Raw genomic sequence first — 17325 nt, forward strand, 5'->3', positions numbered from 1 at the left:
TGTCTTGATTCGCTCATGGAAAGACACCTCTTAGTTAATAGTTAAGATTATTATCACTTCTACACTAAGAGACGTCCACTATTAATTCTAAGTGCAAAACTACAGTTAATTCGCTCGAATCTGAAGCGTTTTCGTTATTAAATGGAAAAAGTACATCTAATTTGTACCAAAATTGAAGAATCGAGCAAATCGAAGGAATTTAACTACAGGAAATACAGCTAATCCATCGAAATCGAGAAATCTACTTCGAATAGATGGATAAAATCCAGTTAGATTGCGGGAAGCAGGTTTACACATCGGTTAATAAACGAAAAAAGAGGCAGTCGCAAACAGTCAAAATTGACCCTTTGAGAAAGCCTCTTTGCGAATATCATACCCTAGAGCTACACCGTAGCCCCAGTCAAATCAAGCCAGGCTAGCTCCTGCGCCGACAGTACGAGCTCTGCGCCATCGCGGCAGGAGACCATCTCGGCCTCGCTGCGCGCTCCGATCAGCGCGCACGCCGGGAACGGCTGGCTTAGCACGTAAGCGAGCGCGATTTGGATCGCGCTGACGCCTTTCTCCTGCGCGAGCTCCTTTGCGCGCTGCAACCGCGTCCAGTTCTCGTCGCTGTAGAATACGCGAACGAGATCAGCGTTATCGCGGATTTCCGGCGAGAACCGGCCCGTGAAGAAACCGCGCGCCTGCGAAGACCATGACAGCAGTGGAAACTGCTGCTCTTCGTACCAGCGCAAGGCTTCTGCGTCGGCAGAAACGCAGCCAGCCCAGAACGGCTCATTTGGTTTAGCGAGGCTAAGGTTAGGTGAGCTGAAGCTAAAGCCAACGAGGCCATGCTGCGCGGCATATTCATTCGCTTCTTGCAAACGCTGATGCGTCCAATTGGACCCACCGAAAGCACGAATACGACCAGCTTCCAGATGCTCATTCAAAGCTTCGACGATGACGCCAACAGGTGTTGCAGGGTCGTCACGGTGTAAACCGTACAAATCGATGTAGTCGGTACGCATCCGATCTAAACTTGTCATTAAGTCCTGACGAATGGCTTCCGGATTCACGCGAGGCCCGTTATTATCATGATGCGCACCCTTGGTGAAGAGAACCATTTCTTCCCTTTTCCCCGTTTCTTCCAGCCAAATACCAATCGCTTGTTCGCTTTGCCCACCACAATAAATATGAGCAGTATCAATCGTGTTCCCGCCTATAGCCAAATAATGATGGAGGATTTCACTGACCTCGTGCGGGTTATCTAGTCTGAAAAAGTCAGAACCCATCACTAACTTGGATACCGATTTATCTAATCCTTTTATTTGAATATGCTTCATTTATGTTCCCCAGCCTCTCGGTTTGAAATATTAAAGTTGAACGCGAGCGCGTTCTGTTGCGGATTTCAAGCAAGCGTCGATAACTTTCAAATTTAAAATGGCATCTTTTGCAGGGAAACGCTGCGCTTTTTCCCCCCATGCTGCATAGGCCATATCATCAACTTGCAAAGCGTATTGGTTAAGGAAAGGAACTTTTTCTTCGCGCTGTTCGTTCCCAACGAAAACTTGGAAATGACCAGATTCTTCAGTTGGTGTTACAAATGCCGATGGAATCACAATGCGCCCCTTGGAACCTAGAATCTCAAGTGTATTTCGGAACGAAGCCCACATCCCGCAATCGAACGTGAGGGCTACATTGCCACTGAATTCAACAAGTCCGGACATCATCATATCGACGTTATCATGTTCCGGTGAGAAGAACGCATGAGTGGTAACAGCCTCAGGCTCACGTTCTAGCAAATATCTAGCCGCACTTAGCGGGTAACAGCCAACGTCATAGACCGAGCCGCCACCCCATTCGCGGACGTAACGAACATTTTTGCTATCATTTGGGTTGCTGAACGTAAATGTACCGTGAATACCGCGAATATCTCCGATTTCGCCGGATTGCATGATTTCCTTCACACGCTCGTAACGAGGGTGATGGCGGTACATGAAAGCTTCAGCGAACAGCACACCAGCTTCTTCACTAACTGTAACCATTTCCCCAACTTCAGCTGCAGTCAGTGCAGCAGGTTTCTCACACAGGACATGCTTTCCTGCCTGCGCTGCGCGGATCGTCCACTCTTTATGTAAATGGTTCGGAAGGGGGATGTAGATCGCATCAATATCCGGATCCGCAATCAATTCTTCATAGCTGCCATAAGCTTTCGGGATATCAAGTCGTGCGGCAACCTCTTGAGATTTCTCCAGATTGCGACTAGCGATTGCGCTTACTACACCGGTTTCGGACTGCTTAATTCCTGGGATACAGGCACGGATGGCAATACCCGCGCAACCTAGAATTCCCCAACGAAGTTTAGTCATGACAGCATTTCTCCTTTTTTGAAGCGGAATGTGTAACGTTATATTGCTATTATAAAATGAGTTATTTAAAATGAATATAACAATATATTGAATCGACTATCGTAATATTGTCATTAGAAATGAGGTCTTATTCGATGCGCCGACAAGCTATGTTACCTACTCTACAGCAATCCATGTATTTCATATTCCCAGAATCCGTAGGCTGGTATCGCGAAGAGCCCCAACATGAAGTCGAGCGGCCGGAGGGTTTATGGTCAACGTATAGTTTGCATTTTGTCATCTCAGGAAAAGGTTATGTGGAGATCGAGGGGCAGCAATACACCTTGCAAAAAGGGGATGCCTTCCTATTTCCGCCTTATCAAGAGCAGCGTTATTCCAGTTCAAAAGATGATCCGTGGGATGTTCGGTGGGTGCATTTTTATGGGGATCAGATCAAGGAGTTCCTGTTGGAGAAGGGATTTCTGCGCAATTTATGGACGTTAAAAAGAAATGCAGAGCTTGAGAAAGCTTTCAATGAGCTGCTTTTAGAAGCGGAAGCTCATCAAATACTTCGCCCCACGCAGTTGAGCACGTTGATGTATATGATTTTGTGCGAATTCATGAGCTATGCCTCGCCCCTAACGGTCAATCGTGGGACGGAATCCGTGGATCGGATTCTAGCCTTGCTTCCAGAGATGCAGCGTAGAGCTTGCGAGCCTTTTAATCTCGAAGAGTGGGCGGAGCTAACGGGCGTCAGTACGTATTATTTTTGCAAAATATTTCGAAAAGCTACTTCGATGACGCCGCTGTCATTTATTACACTTTGCCGAATTCAATTCGCTAAGCAGCGCTTAATTGAGAAAGAAATTTGGCCGATCAAAGACATCGCTTGTGAAGCGGGGTATACGTCTGCGAGCTATTTCAATCAGCGATTTCATGAACATGAAGGGATGACACCAAGTGAATTCCGCAGCCTATACATGAAAGGATCCTTCAGCTAAATGAGTAATCCCGGACCAGGTACTAGAAAAAGTTAGTACTTTTGGAAGGCATGCTAGCACGGTACTCTTAGTCTGTAGAGACGATAAGGGGGCTGAGCAGATGCAAAATCAAGCGAATAAGAAACCTTTTCAAACCAATTGGATACTGCATGTGATTCTGGTCGTGTGGCTTGGTGTGTGGGGATGGTTGGCGATTGCGCCGCATAGTCGTGGGGACTGGGTGTTAGAAAATCTGTTGACATGGGCAGCATTATTTGGATTGATCGCAACATATAGAGTTTTTACATTTTCAAATTTAACGTATGGCTTATTGGCAAGTTTCCTGTTGCTGCATAGCGTAGGGGCTCACTTTTCGTACAATGGGACGTGGTTTGATCCCTGGTTGCGGCAAATATTCGGGTCTGAGCGGGATCACTTCGATCGGCTTGTTCATTTGAGTTTCGGATTGCTATGTGCTTATCCCATTTATGAAGGTTTGAGGGCCTGGACAACACTTGGGAGAAGATGGATTTATGTGATGACGTGTGTTATCGTTTTGGCTATGGGTGCTTTCTATGAGCTAATCGAAATGTGGGTTGCCATGATCGTAGCTCCTGAGATCGGTACGTTATTCGTTGGTGCGCAAGGGGATCCTTGGGATGCTCAGCATGATATGGAACTTGCCCTGTACGGAGCGATTATCGCGATGTGTGTGACGGCTTTTGGGAAACGAAGGCGTGTGGAAGATAACATATAGGGGAAAATGGGAGGCAGAGTTGGGTATGGGAAATGAGCGTGAGAATGGAAATGGTAGTGTAAGTGCAAATGCAAGAGCAGATGAAAGTGCATTTGCAAAAGCTAATGAAAATACAACGGCATATGTGTATGTTGGTTCCTACACGGATGATCAGCATCCAGTAGGCATTTCTTTATATAGCTTTGATGGGCAAAATGGTGAATTGACGCTGGTTGAAACGTACAGCGATTTACCGGATGCTTCGTTTCTAGCGGTGAACAAGGATAAAACTATCTTGTACGCTGTGAGTGAAACGGTGACATATGAGGGACGGTTCGGAGGCTCGGCAGCAGCCTATGCGATTGAAGCGGGCACGGGCAGATTGAGCAAAATCAACCAACAGCCAGCTGATGGCTCTGCCCCTTGCTACGTTAGCTTGGATGCCACCGGCCGCAGGGTGTATGTGGCGAATTACTTAAGCGGCGATGTGACGGTGTTTCCCGTTGAAGCGGGCCGTGGTTTAGGCGAGCATACACAGCTGATCAAGCATGAAGGCGAACTTGGACCGCAAGCGGATCGCCAAGAAGCGCCGCATGCGCATGCGATTGTCCCGTCTCCGGACAATCGATTTGCTGTATCGGTCGATCTGGGACTTGATCGGCTGGTCGTTAGCCGCATTGACGCGGAGAGCGGCGACCTGCTGCCGCATGGCGGGGCAGGGGTGAAGCCGGGCGCAGGTCCGCGGCATGTGGTGTTTAACGCGGACAGCACGTATGTGTACGCGATCAATGAGCTGGACAACACGGTGACCGTGTTGTCCTATGAGGCGGACGCGGGCCGCTTGGCCTCAGTCCAGAGCTTGTCGACACTGCCGGAGGACTTCGGCGGTGTCAGCTATTGCGCGGACATCCACCTCTCAGGGGATGGCCGTTTCTTGTATGCATCGAACCGCGGACACGATAGTATCGCGGTTTATGAAGTCGACCGAAACAGCGGCACGCTGTCGGTCGTGGGTTGGCAGTCGACGCGGGGGCAATGGCCGCGGAACTTCGCGCTTTCGCCGCAGGATGCATTCCTGCTCGCGGCGAATCAGAACTCGAACAGCATCGTTGTCTTCCGCAGGGATGCGGAGACAGGGATGCTGCAAGAAACGGAGCAAACCGTAGCGGTATCGCGACCGGTTTGCGTGAGGTTTCTATAAGAAGCGCTGAACGCGCAGCGTTAGGCGCTAGTTGTGAAAAAGGAGGGGCAAGTTTCGACTTGCGCCTCCTTTTTTTGTGTGGCGTGAGCTGTAACGTTGAAAAACACGCTTACAGCTGCAGAAAGTGCCTAAATCAGCAGCTCGACGCGCTGTAACAGTGAAAAACACGCTTCAGAAGTTGGGGGTGGATGAATCCGCCGAAAGTCATGCAATAGTGATGAAAAACATCACTATAGAAGCAAAATACGGCGGAACCGCCTGCCCTCAACGCCATAGTGATGAAAAACATCACTACAGAAGTAAAATACGGCAGAACCGCCTGCTCTGCTACGCCATAGTGATGAAAAACATCACTATGGAAGCAAAATACGGCGGAAACGCCTGCCCCGCTACACCATAGTGATGAAAAACATCACTACACTCATGAAATATGCCCCCAACCCCAACGCGATGCGAGGGCTAAAAAATCCGCCAAATATTAGTTGCACATGCAACGTATTCGGCGTACACTAAATTAGTGGCAAGTGCAACGATTCGGTGGGTAAGTGTATATTAGTTGTACATTCAGAAACTAGGAGGGGTTGTTGCTATGATTGAAACGAGGAATTCGATTCCAAGGTGGGTCTCGCTGATTTACCGTTACGGACAGATGTATATTGGTGACCACTTGAAGCAATTCGAGATTGGTAGAGGTCAGCACATTTTCCTCAATGCGTTGTATAAAGAGGACGGTTTAACGCAAGAGGAGCTGTCCGACTATTTGAAAATCGATAAAGGAACCACGGCAAAAGCGCTGAAAAAGCTAGAAGAGCAAGGCTACATAACGCGCACTGTCAGTGAAAAAGATAAGCGATGCTACGAGGTTTTATTGACGGATAAAGCACTCAGAATTAAAGAAGATGTGCGGAAAGTACTCACCGATTGGCGAGAGCGGTTGACGTTCGGCTTGTCGGACGAGGAGAAGCAGATGGCCCTTACGATTTTAGAAAAAATGGGTCACAATGCGGCTCACTTTGCTGAGGAAGAGGTAGACCGATGAATATGAGAGCTGCGGGAGCTGTGTTCATTGATCGGCATTTCCATGCGTTGACACACAAGAATTATCGCTATATGTGGTTAGGGCAATGTGTATCGCTGATCGGTACATGGATGCAAAATATCGGGCAGTCCTGGCTCGTTCTCACACTGACGGGATCGTCTCTCAAACTTGGGATTGTGGCTGCGTGTCAGTTTCTACCGATCCTTCTGTTTTCGCTGTTTGCCGGCATTGTCGTGGATAAATTTCCGAAGAAGAAGATTCTTATACTAACTCAAACAGTATCAATGATTCTTGCCTTCGCGTTGGCCGCATTGGTCCTAACGGATACGGTTCGATATGAATATATTCTTGTCTTAGCATTGCTTCTAGGCTTAAATAATACGTTGGATATGCCTACAAGGCAGGCTTTTAATGTAGAAATTGTGGGTAAAGAAGATTTGATGAATGCGATTGCACTCAACTCAACGACGTTTAATATGGCAAGAATTGTTGGTCCTTCGATTGGTGCAGTTATGATGGCCTGGTTAGGTGCAGGTTGGTGCTTTTTGCTAAATGGGGTCAGCTTTATAGCTGTTCTATATGGACTGATTCATATTGAGGCAGCGCCCTACGTACGGAAGATGAGAGCGAAGGAAGGTATCCTGAAGGAAATTAAGGATGGTATCGTCTACATTGCCAAAGATCCGATTCTCTCCCCAACTGTGTTGCTGGTCACCGTTATTGGTACGCTTGCTTTTAACTTTAATATTCTAATTCCTGTGTTCACCAAAAATGTCCTGCACATGGGAGAGACGACATACGGTACGTTGATGTCTTGTTTGGGTGTGGGTTCTCTTGCAGGGGCACTGACGATGTCGTTTCGCAGTAAGCGAGGGCCGAAGCTCAAGCTGAGTATGGCAGCAAGCTGCATGGTTGCCATTTGCTTAATTCTTAATGGTCTAAGCGGTTCCGTTTGGGTTTGTGGTACGCTACTTGCGTTCACGGGATTTTTTAATATTTTATTCGCGACAAATAGTAATTCGGCACTTCAAATGTATGCGAAGGATGAGTATCGTGCACGTGTCATGAGTGTGTATTCCCTTGTATTTGCGGGTTCTACACCGATTGGTAGTCTGTTTTCTGGGTTCATAGCGGATCGATTTGGGGCGAATGGCGCATTTGTTGCTTGTGGAGTTCTAACGGGGTTGCTTTGCTTGTTTATTACTTGGAAATATAAGTCGTCACTATCAACACAATCTCTTAAAGAGCAGGAAATGGCTTAAAAAGAGTAAATTCGACTTTTATATTATAAAGATTCTATCATTTGGGTTGTCAATTAACTAGGGATTCGCTACAATATGAGGATAAGTTCATGTGTGAGGAGGGATCTTGTGCTGGGGATATTGAAGAAATGGATGCAGAAACCAATGCAGGAACCGAAGCACACTGTGGATTACAAAACGATGGAAATCGACGTTGTCATTAAATGTTTTGTTTCGGATAAGGAGAAGCCGTTTCGAGTCATCTTTAAAGTAGAGAAACAAGGCTCCTTCTTTTCGAAAGATATTTTTGTGAAAAATGTGGATTCGAAAACATCCTATGAGCTCATTCATAACTTTTCCACGCTTGGCATGAACAATGAAGAGTTGAACAAGTATGAAAGCACAGATTTTGCTGAATACAGCTTCGCTACGTTGGAAGAAGCCAAAAAAGTGAAAGATACAACCGTCGATTACATACGCTTTCTGATCCGCGAGCATCAGCAAGAGACACTAGCTAAAATATCATAATGGTATAAAAACAAAGAAGGAGCTGGCGATCAATTCGCTCGGCTCCTTTTTTGGCGCTTATATTTGATTGTGATTATGCTTCAGCCTTTTGTTGTAAAACAATTTCTTTCAGTTTATGTTGGCGAAGCTTCGTAATCGACGTGTATTTAGATTCTGATCCTCTAACCTCGAAGAATACTTTGCCGTCCCCAATATGTTGAATTTTACGAGTGTTTACATAACTATCTGTGTTTACTTTGAAAAAGCTACTATCTGAGGTTATATTCTGGATCTCTTCCGTATTAAGACGTTTCTTGACATGATAGTTCTTCCCATGAAAGGAGACTAGGCCATGCTCACCAACGCGGAAATACATGATGTCCTTTTCTAAAATAAAATCCTCATACGTATTTTTTACTTCGAGCTCGAGCGCTACATTCATTTTATTTGCCCCCTTCTTAAAATGATAACGCTTACATTACTTGAGACGGTTTTATCTTACCATAATCTGTGAGGCAAGGGAAGACTTTTTTCATCGCAAAAAACCAACATTATTCTCCTTTCAAGGTCGAATATGTTGGTTTTATCGCTGATTTTGACGAACGTACACTTATTTCCTCGGAAATAATTTACAGTGGAATGTTACGTGCAACCCATACGCCAGCAGCACCTGCTTGTGCTAATCCTCGAGTAATACCAGCACCGTCCCCACCACAGAAGAGACCGCTGATTTCCGTCTCAAAGCTCTCACTCAGCTTAGGTCGAGCCGAGTAAAATTTCGCTTCAACACCGTAGAAAAGCGTATGTTCGGACGCGATACCTGGTGTAACTTTTTCAAGAGCATGAATCATTTCGATTAAGCTTTTCATCGTATTGTAGGGAAGGACAAGTCCGAGATCCCCTGGCACTGCTTCCGAAAGCGTGGGTTCTAAGAAGCCTTCACGTATCCGTTCAGCAGTGGATCGACGTCCTCGCATAATATCGCCGAATTTCTGAACGATGACGCCACCACTAGATAAGTCATTCGCGTGCTTACATATTTCTCTTGCATATTCATTTGGTTTATCGAAAGGCTCTGTAAATTTATGAGATACAAGTAATGCGAAATTTGTGTTGTTGGATCCAAGTGCAGGATCCTTGTAAGAATGGCCATTTGCTGCCATGATGCCGCTGTGATTTTCAACAACGACATGTCCAGAAGGGTTGCTGCAGAAGGTCCTAACTCGTGTACCAACGGAAGTGTTATACACAAATTTACCTTCATATAAATGTTTGTTAATTTCTCGCATGACGACATCAGAGGTTTCAACACGGACACCAACATCGACTTGATTGTTGGACATTTTGAGTCGGCGTTTCTTGAGCACCTGCGTTAACCAAGCCGAACCATCTCGTCCTGGAGCTAGCATGACATAATTGCCTAGGAGCTCCGTGCCATCTTTCAAACGAATGCCTTGAATGACATGTTTATCTTCCTTTTTCGTTGTAATGATATCATCGACTTCGGTTTTGAACTGCATCTCGATGCGGGTTTTCAGATATTCATAAATGGATTTGAGAATCATGAGGTTTTGCTCTGTGCCCAAATGACGAACCTGAGCGCGAAGCAGCTTTAAGCCCGCCGCGTAGGAGCGTTGCTCTATATCTTTCACTGCTTCGGTTGTAGGATCGGTAATGTTTTCAGTAGCCCCATGCTGGAGATTGATACTGTCTACATAACGAATGAGCTCCATAACTTTACTAGGTGCCAAATAATCCGTCATCCAGCCACCGAACTCGGTTGTGATATTGAATTTGCCATCACTGTAAGCACCAGCTCCGCCAAAACCGGAGGTGATGGAACATGCAGGGAGACAACCAGAGAAGTCTTTCTTACCAGCTGGAGGTGGGCAAAGTTTGATTTTATTTTCAAGAATCGGACAACTGCGTTTGTAAATATCGTGGCCTTTGTCAACGAGTAAAATGTTCGCGTTAGGGTGAAGCAATGTCATCTCATAGCAAGCAAAAATACCGGCAGGTCCTGCACCAACAACGATAAAATCATAAGCTTTCATAGCAGCAATCTCCTCTGGAACAATCATATTTGGACGCAAAAAAACCTAGCCACACGGGTATGCGAAAAAGAGCACCCGTCGTAGCTAGGAAGTTATGGCTTCCTCTAGAGACCCCCAAGCCAATCCTCGAGGATATACGAACGATTCATAGTTATGTGGCTGATTGTCATTGCCTTGACTATCATAATACGAACATTATTTGTTGTCAATGTATTAATGTTCGTGAAATTGACCGGGGAATTGATATGCAAAAAAGTCGTGTGCATGATGCACACGACTTTTTTGTTTGGTTTTAAAGCGTAATCGTCACGACTGCTGAACGTGGGTTTTTATCTCCTAACTTACGCTGCCATTGACTTGTAGGTTTGTCCGTACCTGCACCTGCTGAACCTGGATGGTTAACGGACACAAATACGGTATCCTGGTTTTCGGTGAAGGAAACGCCACTAAGTGCAGCTTCCGTTGGGGCAGATGCGAACTGTTTCGTTTTACTTGCAACACCTGAACGGTGGATGAGATACATGCCATTATTTTTAAATTCGGACCAAGCACCGGAATTTAATTGGTCAGGAGCAAGATCTGAACCGACCCATAGGTTACTATGTTTATCAAAGGATAAACTGCCAGGAGAGCTAAAACCGCTTTGTCGTCCACCTGTAAGAAACGTTTCGAACTCAAAGCTAGTGCTGCCATTTTCTTTAAGACGAATAATCTGACCATGAAGGTTGCCGCGATTAGTATTCTGCGTATAAGCAATATAAACAGATTTATCTATGGGATGCAGGGTAAGCTCAGAAGGACGATCACAGGTGGTTGCTCCAATAATTTGTGCTGCTTCATTGGCATAAGTAAGCACATCACTTTGGGATGTGAACTGTTCAAGAAGGACTTCTTTCGATTTATACATAGACTCAGGTACTTGATAGGTGAAGCTTTTTAGCGTATTACTCACATTCGAAAGGGAGAGTTCAATCCAACGCCCCTGAATGAAGTCTGCGGCATATAGATTACCTTCTGCTAAAAGATTTTCTTTATCTTGACCTTTGCTCCATTGGTCTTTGCTTACGAATTTGTATACAAATCCGGTTGGTGAGTCTTCCCCCATGTAAACGACAACTTGGTTGCTCGGATTTAAAGTCATAGCCGCACTGCCGTGATGAAATCTGCCAAGAGCTGTGTGTTTCACGGGTTGGTTCTGCACATTGAAAGGGGCGATCTCGACGATCCAGCCGTAATGAGACAGTGCTAATCCGGCATCACGACAAGTTGCTTCATAGTGATTTTCGCAAGTAAGCTGTGTGTTCCATAAGGTTTTGGAGCCACCGCGGTTAGCGAATGTTCCTTGGACACGCGTAGCACCATGAACCGCTGATGTTCCTCGAACGGGTCCTGATAACTCGATCGGAGATAAACCTGAGATCCGTCGTGCAAGGGAGGAATCGTCAACAAGTTTCCACGCTCCGAAGGTATCTTTCTTGAGATGTAACAAGGAGCCACCTTGCTCGTAAAGCAGCTGTTTCTGTTGTTCCCATACGATAGGTTTAGAACGATCTATTTGCCAAGGATATTGACCTGATTCATGATTGACCCATAGCAAGGCTTCATTATTTGAATGAGGCAGTGGGTAAAAGGAGGTGTAGCAGCTGTTAAAGCCAAAGGTATCACCATTTTTGTTGATTTTATCCCCGTATGCCGCTATGACCTGATAGGAGTATCCATTACTTAATAGAAGTTGATCCGCATCAGCTGCTGTATGTAAGGTAGGGTTGAATACTTCTGGCAACTGTTCGTAGGCATCATTGTCCTCTGAAGCACTTGCTTTCTGAGTGAATGCTGCGAGACCTGTATAGGTGGAAGCAACTGAAACTGCACTTAAGCCTAAATATTGCAAAAAATGTCGCCGCGAAAATGTTTTTTTCGAGTCCATGACGGTCCTCCCGACTTGAATGAGCTTATTATAGTAATAACATACCATAAAATAAAAAATATGCATGTATTATTACCTAAATTTTGCTAGAATAATAGAGAAGATTGTCGAAAATTTCTGGTAAATGATAAATACGGGCAGATTGTCCTATTCATAAGTAGTGTTTATTTTACATATAACCGTCTATTAGAATTTAGGAGGAAAAATATAATGGCCTATATTGGTGAGATTAGAATGTTTGGGGGGAATTTTGCTCCGTATGGATGGATGTTTTGTAGTGGGCAGATACTTCCTATTTCACAATCTGAGAGTTTGTTTTCTTTACTAGGAACGACTTATGGCGGAGATGGAGTTAGTACATTTGCATTGCCCAATTTGCAGAGCAGGGTACCGCTACATGTAGGGGATGAGGCAACATTTGGTGAACAAGGTGGTGTGGAAGAGGTTACGCTAACCGTAAATCAAATTCCTGCTCATTCACATGCTTTTGGTGTATCGTCCAAATTTGGAAGTACGAACACACCTGAGGGGACTGTCCTAGCGAGATCAACGCTCAATCAATTCACGGATAGCGTTGGGACGACGCAAACTACAGGGATCCTCGGAAGTACTGGTGGAAGTGGGGCGCATTCTAATATTCAGCCATATTTGGCTATCAATTATATTATTTGTGTGGAGGGGGACTATCCTAGCATAGAAGGAGGCATGTATGATGAAGAGTATTTGGCTGAAATACGTTGGGTTGCGTTTAATTTTGTGCCACGTGGCTGGGCACTATGTAACGGTCAAACACTTCCCATTGCTCAGAATCAAGCACTTTTCGCTTTAATGGGGACAACTTATGGCGGAAATGGACAATCGACATTTGCTTTACCTAATTTACAGAATAGAATCCCCATTCATATGGGGGAGGGGTTTACAATTGGTGAGTCGGGCGGAAAGAAAATCCATACTTTAACTACAGATGAAATGCCTGCCCACATGCATTCACTTAGGGCAAGTTTAAACACAGCGGATTCCAAAAATCTCGCAAATCATACATTTGGTATGACCACTACGAGCTCGTATGGGTATATCGCGGATAATGCATCTAACAGCTCCATGGTTGCTTATATAGGCGGGGGGCAACCACATGAGAATAGACAGCCGTTCCTTTGTCTGAATGCAATTATCGCAACTGAGGGGATTTTCCCTAGTAGAAATTAAGGAGAGATTTTATGGATCAATTTCTTGGAGAAATTCGCATTTTCCCGTTTAATTTCGCTCCTACAGGGTGGGTGCAGTGCAACGGCCAAATACTACCTATTCAGCAATATGCAGCATTATTTTCACTGTTAGGCACTATGTATGGAGGAAACGGTTCTACTAACTTCGCGCTTCCGGATTTACAAGGAAGAGTTCCCTTGCACCCTGGACAAGGAGCTGGTTTATCACAGTACGATATCGGTCAGTCAGCTGGTGAGAAAACAGTCACATTACTACCTTCGGAAATACCAGCTCACACTCATGCGATTCAATATGGCACATCTGGTTTCGCACAGGAATCACCTACTGGCCAACTATTGATGGATATCCAAGGTAGACGTGGGGCAGCAGCGTATACAGAAATGACTAACTTGAAGCCAATGGGAGCACAAGCCGTTGCTCCAACTGGAAATAGCCAGCCTCATAATAATATGCAACCGTATCTGACTCTTAATTTTTGTATTGCTACGCAAGGAATATTTCCATCACGATATTAAATAGCTTGTTTTATTGTTTTTTAAATGAGGGAGAGGGGGCGAGGAAGTGGCGTTCGGTCGAAAGGAACCACTGGCTTTTAAGAAATTTAATAGGAGTATGTTAGTTTTTTTTCTAATGTTGGTTGCCGTTGTTGGCGTTTGGTTTAGCTTTGTTGGGTCAGCTAAAGCTGCTACCACATTTACAGTAAATACAACGATGGACGTTGTAGATGCTAATCCTGGAAACGGGATTTGTAATGATGGCAATGGAGACTGCTCGATCAGAGCAGCTTTAATGGAAGCAAATGCGTTGGCAGGTACTGATACGATTACGATACCGCCTGGCACATATACGTTGAATTCAACGCTCGGGCAGTTGGTGATAAATAGCGACGTCATTTTAGATGGGAATCTAGGTAATCCTGCTAATACGATTATTCAAGCAGCAAGCAATGCTGCGTCTGCAACGAATCGTGTATTGTCCATTAATCCAAATGTCAGTACTCCTGGATATGATGTCAAGATTCAAGGACTCACGATTCGTTATGGAAAGGCCCCGATTGGATACGGAGGGGGCGGAATAGATGGAGACGCGGGAACCCGTACGATTGAGATAGCTCATTCGATCATTGAGGATAACCACACGTCTGGAGTTGGTTTCGGAGGTGGCGCTTATTTATCGGGTGCAGCAGGTGGGACAGTTAAACTAAATGATGTTATTTTTCGGAATAACGAAGCTGGAATTTCTAGTTCTTCGTCCTATAGTTCGCAAGGCGGAGGAGTATTTTTGCAGGGGGATATGAACCTGGATCTGGTTAATGTTACCGTTACAAACAATACCTCTTATGGACTTGGGGGTGGTATGGCGATAACTCCGGAGACTACAACCTCGCGGATAGTTACTATCACGAATGGTTCGTTCACTGGGAATAGGGCAGCCAGTAAAGCATCCGGAGCAGGCTCTGAGGGGCAAGCTGGAGGTATATATCTCGGTGTACCAGCAAACATTTCCAATACAATGATATCGAATAATACCGCTGGCGGGGACGGTGGAGGACTGGTACTTGATCATTATTTTGGAAAAGTAAACTTGAGTAACGTGACGCTTACAGATAATACGGCCGTTCGTGGCGGAGCTATTTATGTAAGTGGTTCATCAATTCCTAGTATGCTTAATGATGTTGTGATGAGTGGAAATACTGGCGGAAATCTTACGATTAATCCAGACAAACAAGATTTGCAAGTAGCCATAGCTCCAGCCTCGGGCTCAAACGGAACTTTTTCACCAGGGAAAACGGGAGCACATTATACGGTTACGGTTTATAATTCCGGGACACCACCCGTGAGTGGTCCAGTGACAACGATAGTTACGTTACCAACAGGATTGACAGCAACAGCCATGAGTGGGAGTGGATGGTCTTGTACATATGCTACACGGACTTGTTTACGATCCGATATTCCGCAAGGTCAATCTGCGTATCCACCTATTGATTTGACTGTAAATGTTGCAGCAAATGCAGCACGGACATTAACAAGTTCGGTAACAGTATCTGGCGGCACGGAGATGAACACGTCAAATAATAGTGCGTCATATGCTACAACTGTTGTGAGTAATGATTCCCTGTTAAGTAATTTAACAGTTTCTAAAGGCATATTAGCTCCAGCTTTTGACGCAAGTACAAGGGGATACACATTAAGTCTTCCTTATGTGGACGACACTTTAAAAGTTATGCCAACTGTTCATGAATCACATGCAACAGTGACAGTTAACAATAGTTCAGTTGAAAGTGGATCTTTGAGCGAACCTATTTCTCTTCTGGTAGGTAATACAGACATTAATATTACGGTGAGAGCAGAAGATGGAACAACTACTACGACTGTGATTACCGTGAATCGCGCTTTACCTGTTAGTAGTATTGCAGTGTCAGGTGCTAACGATGCAACGTCTGTTATCATTGGAAGTTCATTGCAAATGAGTGCCTTTGTCTCACCGGGGAACGCTGGTGATAAATCAATAACCTGGAGTATCGACGCTGGTACAGGCAATGCGAGTATTAGTTCTGTAGGATTATTGACTGGAACAGCGTTAGGAGAAGTGCTTGTCAAGGCGACAGCCACTGATGGTTCTGGCATAGTGGGGACGAAGAGTATTACGATTGCACCTAAAAAGGTTACAAGTATAGATATAATGAGTCAAGGAGAGGCTTCAAGCGTTCAAAAAGGAGAACAGCTGCAACTGAGTGCGTTGGTATATCCTACGGATGCAACCAATCGTACCGTAGTATGGAGTGTTGTGCCAGGTACAGGTGATGCAACAATAGACGAGTCGACAGGCATGTTGACAGGAACAGCGGTAGGAGAAGTGATAGTCAAGGCTACTGCTACGGATGAGTCAGGTATCGTAGGTACCATGAACATTGAGATTACAAAGATTCCTGTTACTAGCATAGAGGTAATAAGTGAAAGCGAATCAACAAACGTACGGAATGGAAAAACGTTGCAATTGAGAGCCTTGGTATCACCGGATGATGCGACCGATCGTACCGTAAAATGGAGCGTTGTGCCAGGTACAGGTAATGCGGAGATAGACTCAACCGGCGTACTTACGGGGACAGCGGTAGGTACTGTCACCGTTACAGCAACGGCGAATGATAACCCGGAAATTGTAGGAACGTTGGAAGTTACAATTAAAGCGATACCTGTCACGGGTATGGTGGTAACCAGTGAAGGAGAGTCAGCAAGCGTACGAAATGGAAAAACACTTCAAATGATTGCGTTGGTATCACCGGATGATGCGACCGATCGTACCGTAAAATGGAGCGTTGTGCCAGGTACAGGTAATGCGGAGATAGACTCAACCGGCATACTTACGGGGACAGCGGTAGGTACAGTNCGACCGATCGTACCGTAAAATGGAGCGTTGTGCCAGGTACAGGTAATGCGGAGATAGACTCAACCGGCATACTTACGGGGACAGCGGTAGGTACAGTCACCGTTACAGCAACGGCGAATGATAACCCAGACATTGTGGGGACGTTGGAAGTTACAATTGAAGCGATACCTGTCACGGGTATCGTGGTAACCAGTGAAGGAGAGTCAGCAAGCGTACGAAATGGAAAAACACTTCAAATGATTGCGTTGGTATCACCGAATGATGCGACCGATCGTACCGTAAAATGGAGCGTTGTGCCAGGTACAGGTAATGCGGAGATAGACTCAACCGGCATACTTACGGGGACAGCGGTAGGTACAGTNCGACCGATCGTACCGTAAAATGGAGCGTTGTGCCAGGTACAGGTAATGCGGAGATAGACTCAACCGGCATACTTACGGGGACAGCGGTAGGTACAGTCACCGTTACAGCAACGGCGAATGATAACCCAGATATCATTATGACGATGGAAGTTACCATCGCACCAATACTGGTTACAAGCATCGACGTGAGTAGCGCAAACAATGTTACTAGCGTTCAAAATGGAAGCATACTGCAAATGAGTGCGAAAGTGTTACCAGGAAATGCAACGAATGATTCCATAATATGGAGTGTTCAAGCAGGCACAGGAACAGCAACGATCAGTCCGACTGGTGAGTT

General features: G+C 45.4%; 15 protein-coding genes, 2 pseudogenes and 1 riboswitch. Of the genes and pseudogenes, 12 read left to right on the forward strand and 5 right to left on the reverse strand.

The window, feature by feature from the left end; genetic code table 11:
• Positions 1–383: 383 nt before the first annotated feature.
• Both ASL11_RS24475 and ASL11_RS24480 read right to left on the reverse strand, forming a co-directional pair.
• A complete protein-coding gene (locus ASL11_RS24475; RefSeq protein WP_056620729.1) occupies positions 384–1322 on the reverse strand; it encodes an aldo/keto reductase in 939 nt (312 codons plus the stop codon).
• A 30-nt stretch (positions 1323–1352) separates the two neighbouring features.
• The gene (locus ASL11_RS24480; protein WP_056620731.1) at positions 1353–2348 is read right to left on the reverse strand and encodes a Gfo/Idh/MocA family protein; all 996 of its coding nucleotides are present in this window, start codon (positions 2346–2348) and stop codon (positions 1353–1355) included.
• 134 nt (positions 2349–2482) lie between these two features.
• On the opposite strand from ASL11_RS24480, the gene ASL11_RS24485 reads away from it, so the two are divergent.
• The 7 genes from ASL11_RS24485 to ASL11_RS24510 all read left to right on the forward strand — a co-directional run bounded on the left by ASL11_RS24485 (position 2483) and on the right by ASL11_RS24510 (position 8052).
• Positions 2483–3328, forward strand: a complete 846-nt coding sequence (locus ASL11_RS24485; protein WP_056620733.1) for a helix-turn-helix transcriptional regulator — start codon at positions 2483–2485, stop codon at positions 3326–3328.
• 100 nt (positions 3329–3428) lie between these two features.
• Positions 3429–4064: a DUF2238 domain-containing protein gene (locus tag ASL11_RS24490; RefSeq protein ID WP_056620735.1), complete on the forward strand. Its 636-nt coding sequence runs from the start codon at positions 3429–3431 to the stop codon at positions 4062–4064.
• Positions 4065–4089: 25 nt separating this feature from the next.
• Complete coding sequence (locus tag ASL11_RS24495) at positions 4090–5244, forward strand: lactonase family protein (protein WP_082595792.1); 1155 nt, start codon at positions 4090–4092, stop codon at positions 5242–5244.
• 157 nt (positions 5245–5401) lie between these two features.
• Positions 5402–5644, forward strand: a complete 243-nt coding sequence (locus ASL11_RS36710; protein ID WP_162261679.1) for a hypothetical protein — start codon at positions 5402–5404, stop codon at positions 5642–5644.
• A 189-nt stretch (positions 5645–5833) separates the two neighbouring features.
• Positions 5834–6283: a MarR family winged helix-turn-helix transcriptional regulator gene (locus ASL11_RS24500; RefSeq protein WP_056620736.1), complete on the forward strand. Its 450-nt coding sequence runs from the start codon at positions 5834–5836 to the stop codon at positions 6281–6283.
• Positions 6280–7545, forward strand: a complete 1266-nt coding sequence (locus tag ASL11_RS24505; protein ID WP_063795682.1) for an MFS transporter — start codon at positions 6280–6282, stop codon at positions 7543–7545. Before ASL11_RS24500 ends, ASL11_RS24505 begins: the two co-directional genes overlap by 4 nt.
• Before the next feature lie 108 nt (positions 7546–7653).
• Positions 7654–8052 (forward strand): hypothetical protein, encoded by a 399-nt coding sequence (locus ASL11_RS24510; RefSeq protein ID WP_056620738.1) that lies wholly within the window; start codon positions 7654–7656, stop codon positions 8050–8052.
• A 73-nt stretch (positions 8053–8125) separates the two neighbouring features.
• Here ASL11_RS24510 and ASL11_RS24515 read toward each other — a convergent pair whose 3' ends face one another.
• The 3 genes from ASL11_RS24515 to ASL11_RS24525 form a co-directional block, all read right to left on the reverse strand.
• Complete coding sequence (locus tag ASL11_RS24515) at positions 8126–8473, reverse strand: LytTR family transcriptional regulator DNA-binding domain-containing protein (RefSeq protein ID WP_056620740.1); 348 nt, start codon at positions 8471–8473, stop codon at positions 8126–8128.
• Positions 8474–8660: 187 nt separating this feature from the next.
• The gene (locus tag ASL11_RS24520; RefSeq protein WP_056620742.1) at positions 8661–10085 is read right to left on the reverse strand and encodes an NAD(P)/FAD-dependent oxidoreductase; all 1425 of its coding nucleotides are present in this window, start codon (positions 10083–10085) and stop codon (positions 8661–8663) included.
• 61 nt (positions 10086–10146) lie between these two features.
• Positions 10147–10245, reverse strand: a riboswitch (purine riboswitch).
• 132 nt (positions 10246–10377) lie between these two features.
• Complete coding sequence (locus ASL11_RS24525) at positions 10378–12012, reverse strand: PhoX family protein (protein WP_056620744.1); 1635 nt, start codon at positions 12010–12012, stop codon at positions 10378–10380.
• Positions 12013–12222: 210 nt separating this feature from the next.
• Here ASL11_RS24525 and ASL11_RS38040 point away from each other — a divergent pair, with 210 nt between their 5' ends.
• From ASL11_RS38040 to ASL11_RS38210, 5 genes and pseudogenes are all read left to right on the forward strand, one after another.
• On the forward strand, positions 12223–13218 hold the full coding sequence (locus ASL11_RS38040) for a phage tail protein (RefSeq protein ID WP_327205114.1): 996 nt from the start codon (positions 12223–12225) through the stop codon (positions 13216–13218).
• Positions 13219–13229: 11 nt separating this feature from the next.
• Positions 13230–13754: a phage tail protein gene (locus ASL11_RS24535; protein ID WP_056620745.1), complete on the forward strand. Its 525-nt coding sequence runs from the start codon at positions 13230–13232 to the stop codon at positions 13752–13754.
• 1543 nt (positions 13755–15297) lie between these two features.
• The coding region (locus ASL11_RS38200) for an Ig-like domain-containing protein (protein WP_442953090.1) at positions 15298–16625 on the forward strand (1328 nt) is incomplete at its 3' end.
• Between the two features lies 1 nt (position 16626).
• Positions 16627–16987 (forward strand): annotated as a pseudogene (locus tag ASL11_RS38205) (Ig-like domain-containing protein); the annotation flags it as partial.
• A 1-nt stretch (position 16988) separates the two neighbouring features.
• Positions 16989–17325, forward strand: a pseudogene (locus ASL11_RS38210) (Ig-like domain-containing protein); the annotation flags it as partial.

It is taken from the genome of Paenibacillus sp. Soil750 (genome assembly GCF_001428045.1).
Classification (GTDB): Bacteria; Bacillota; Bacilli; order Paenibacillales; family NBRC-103111; genus Paenibacillus_E; species Paenibacillus_E allorhizoplanae.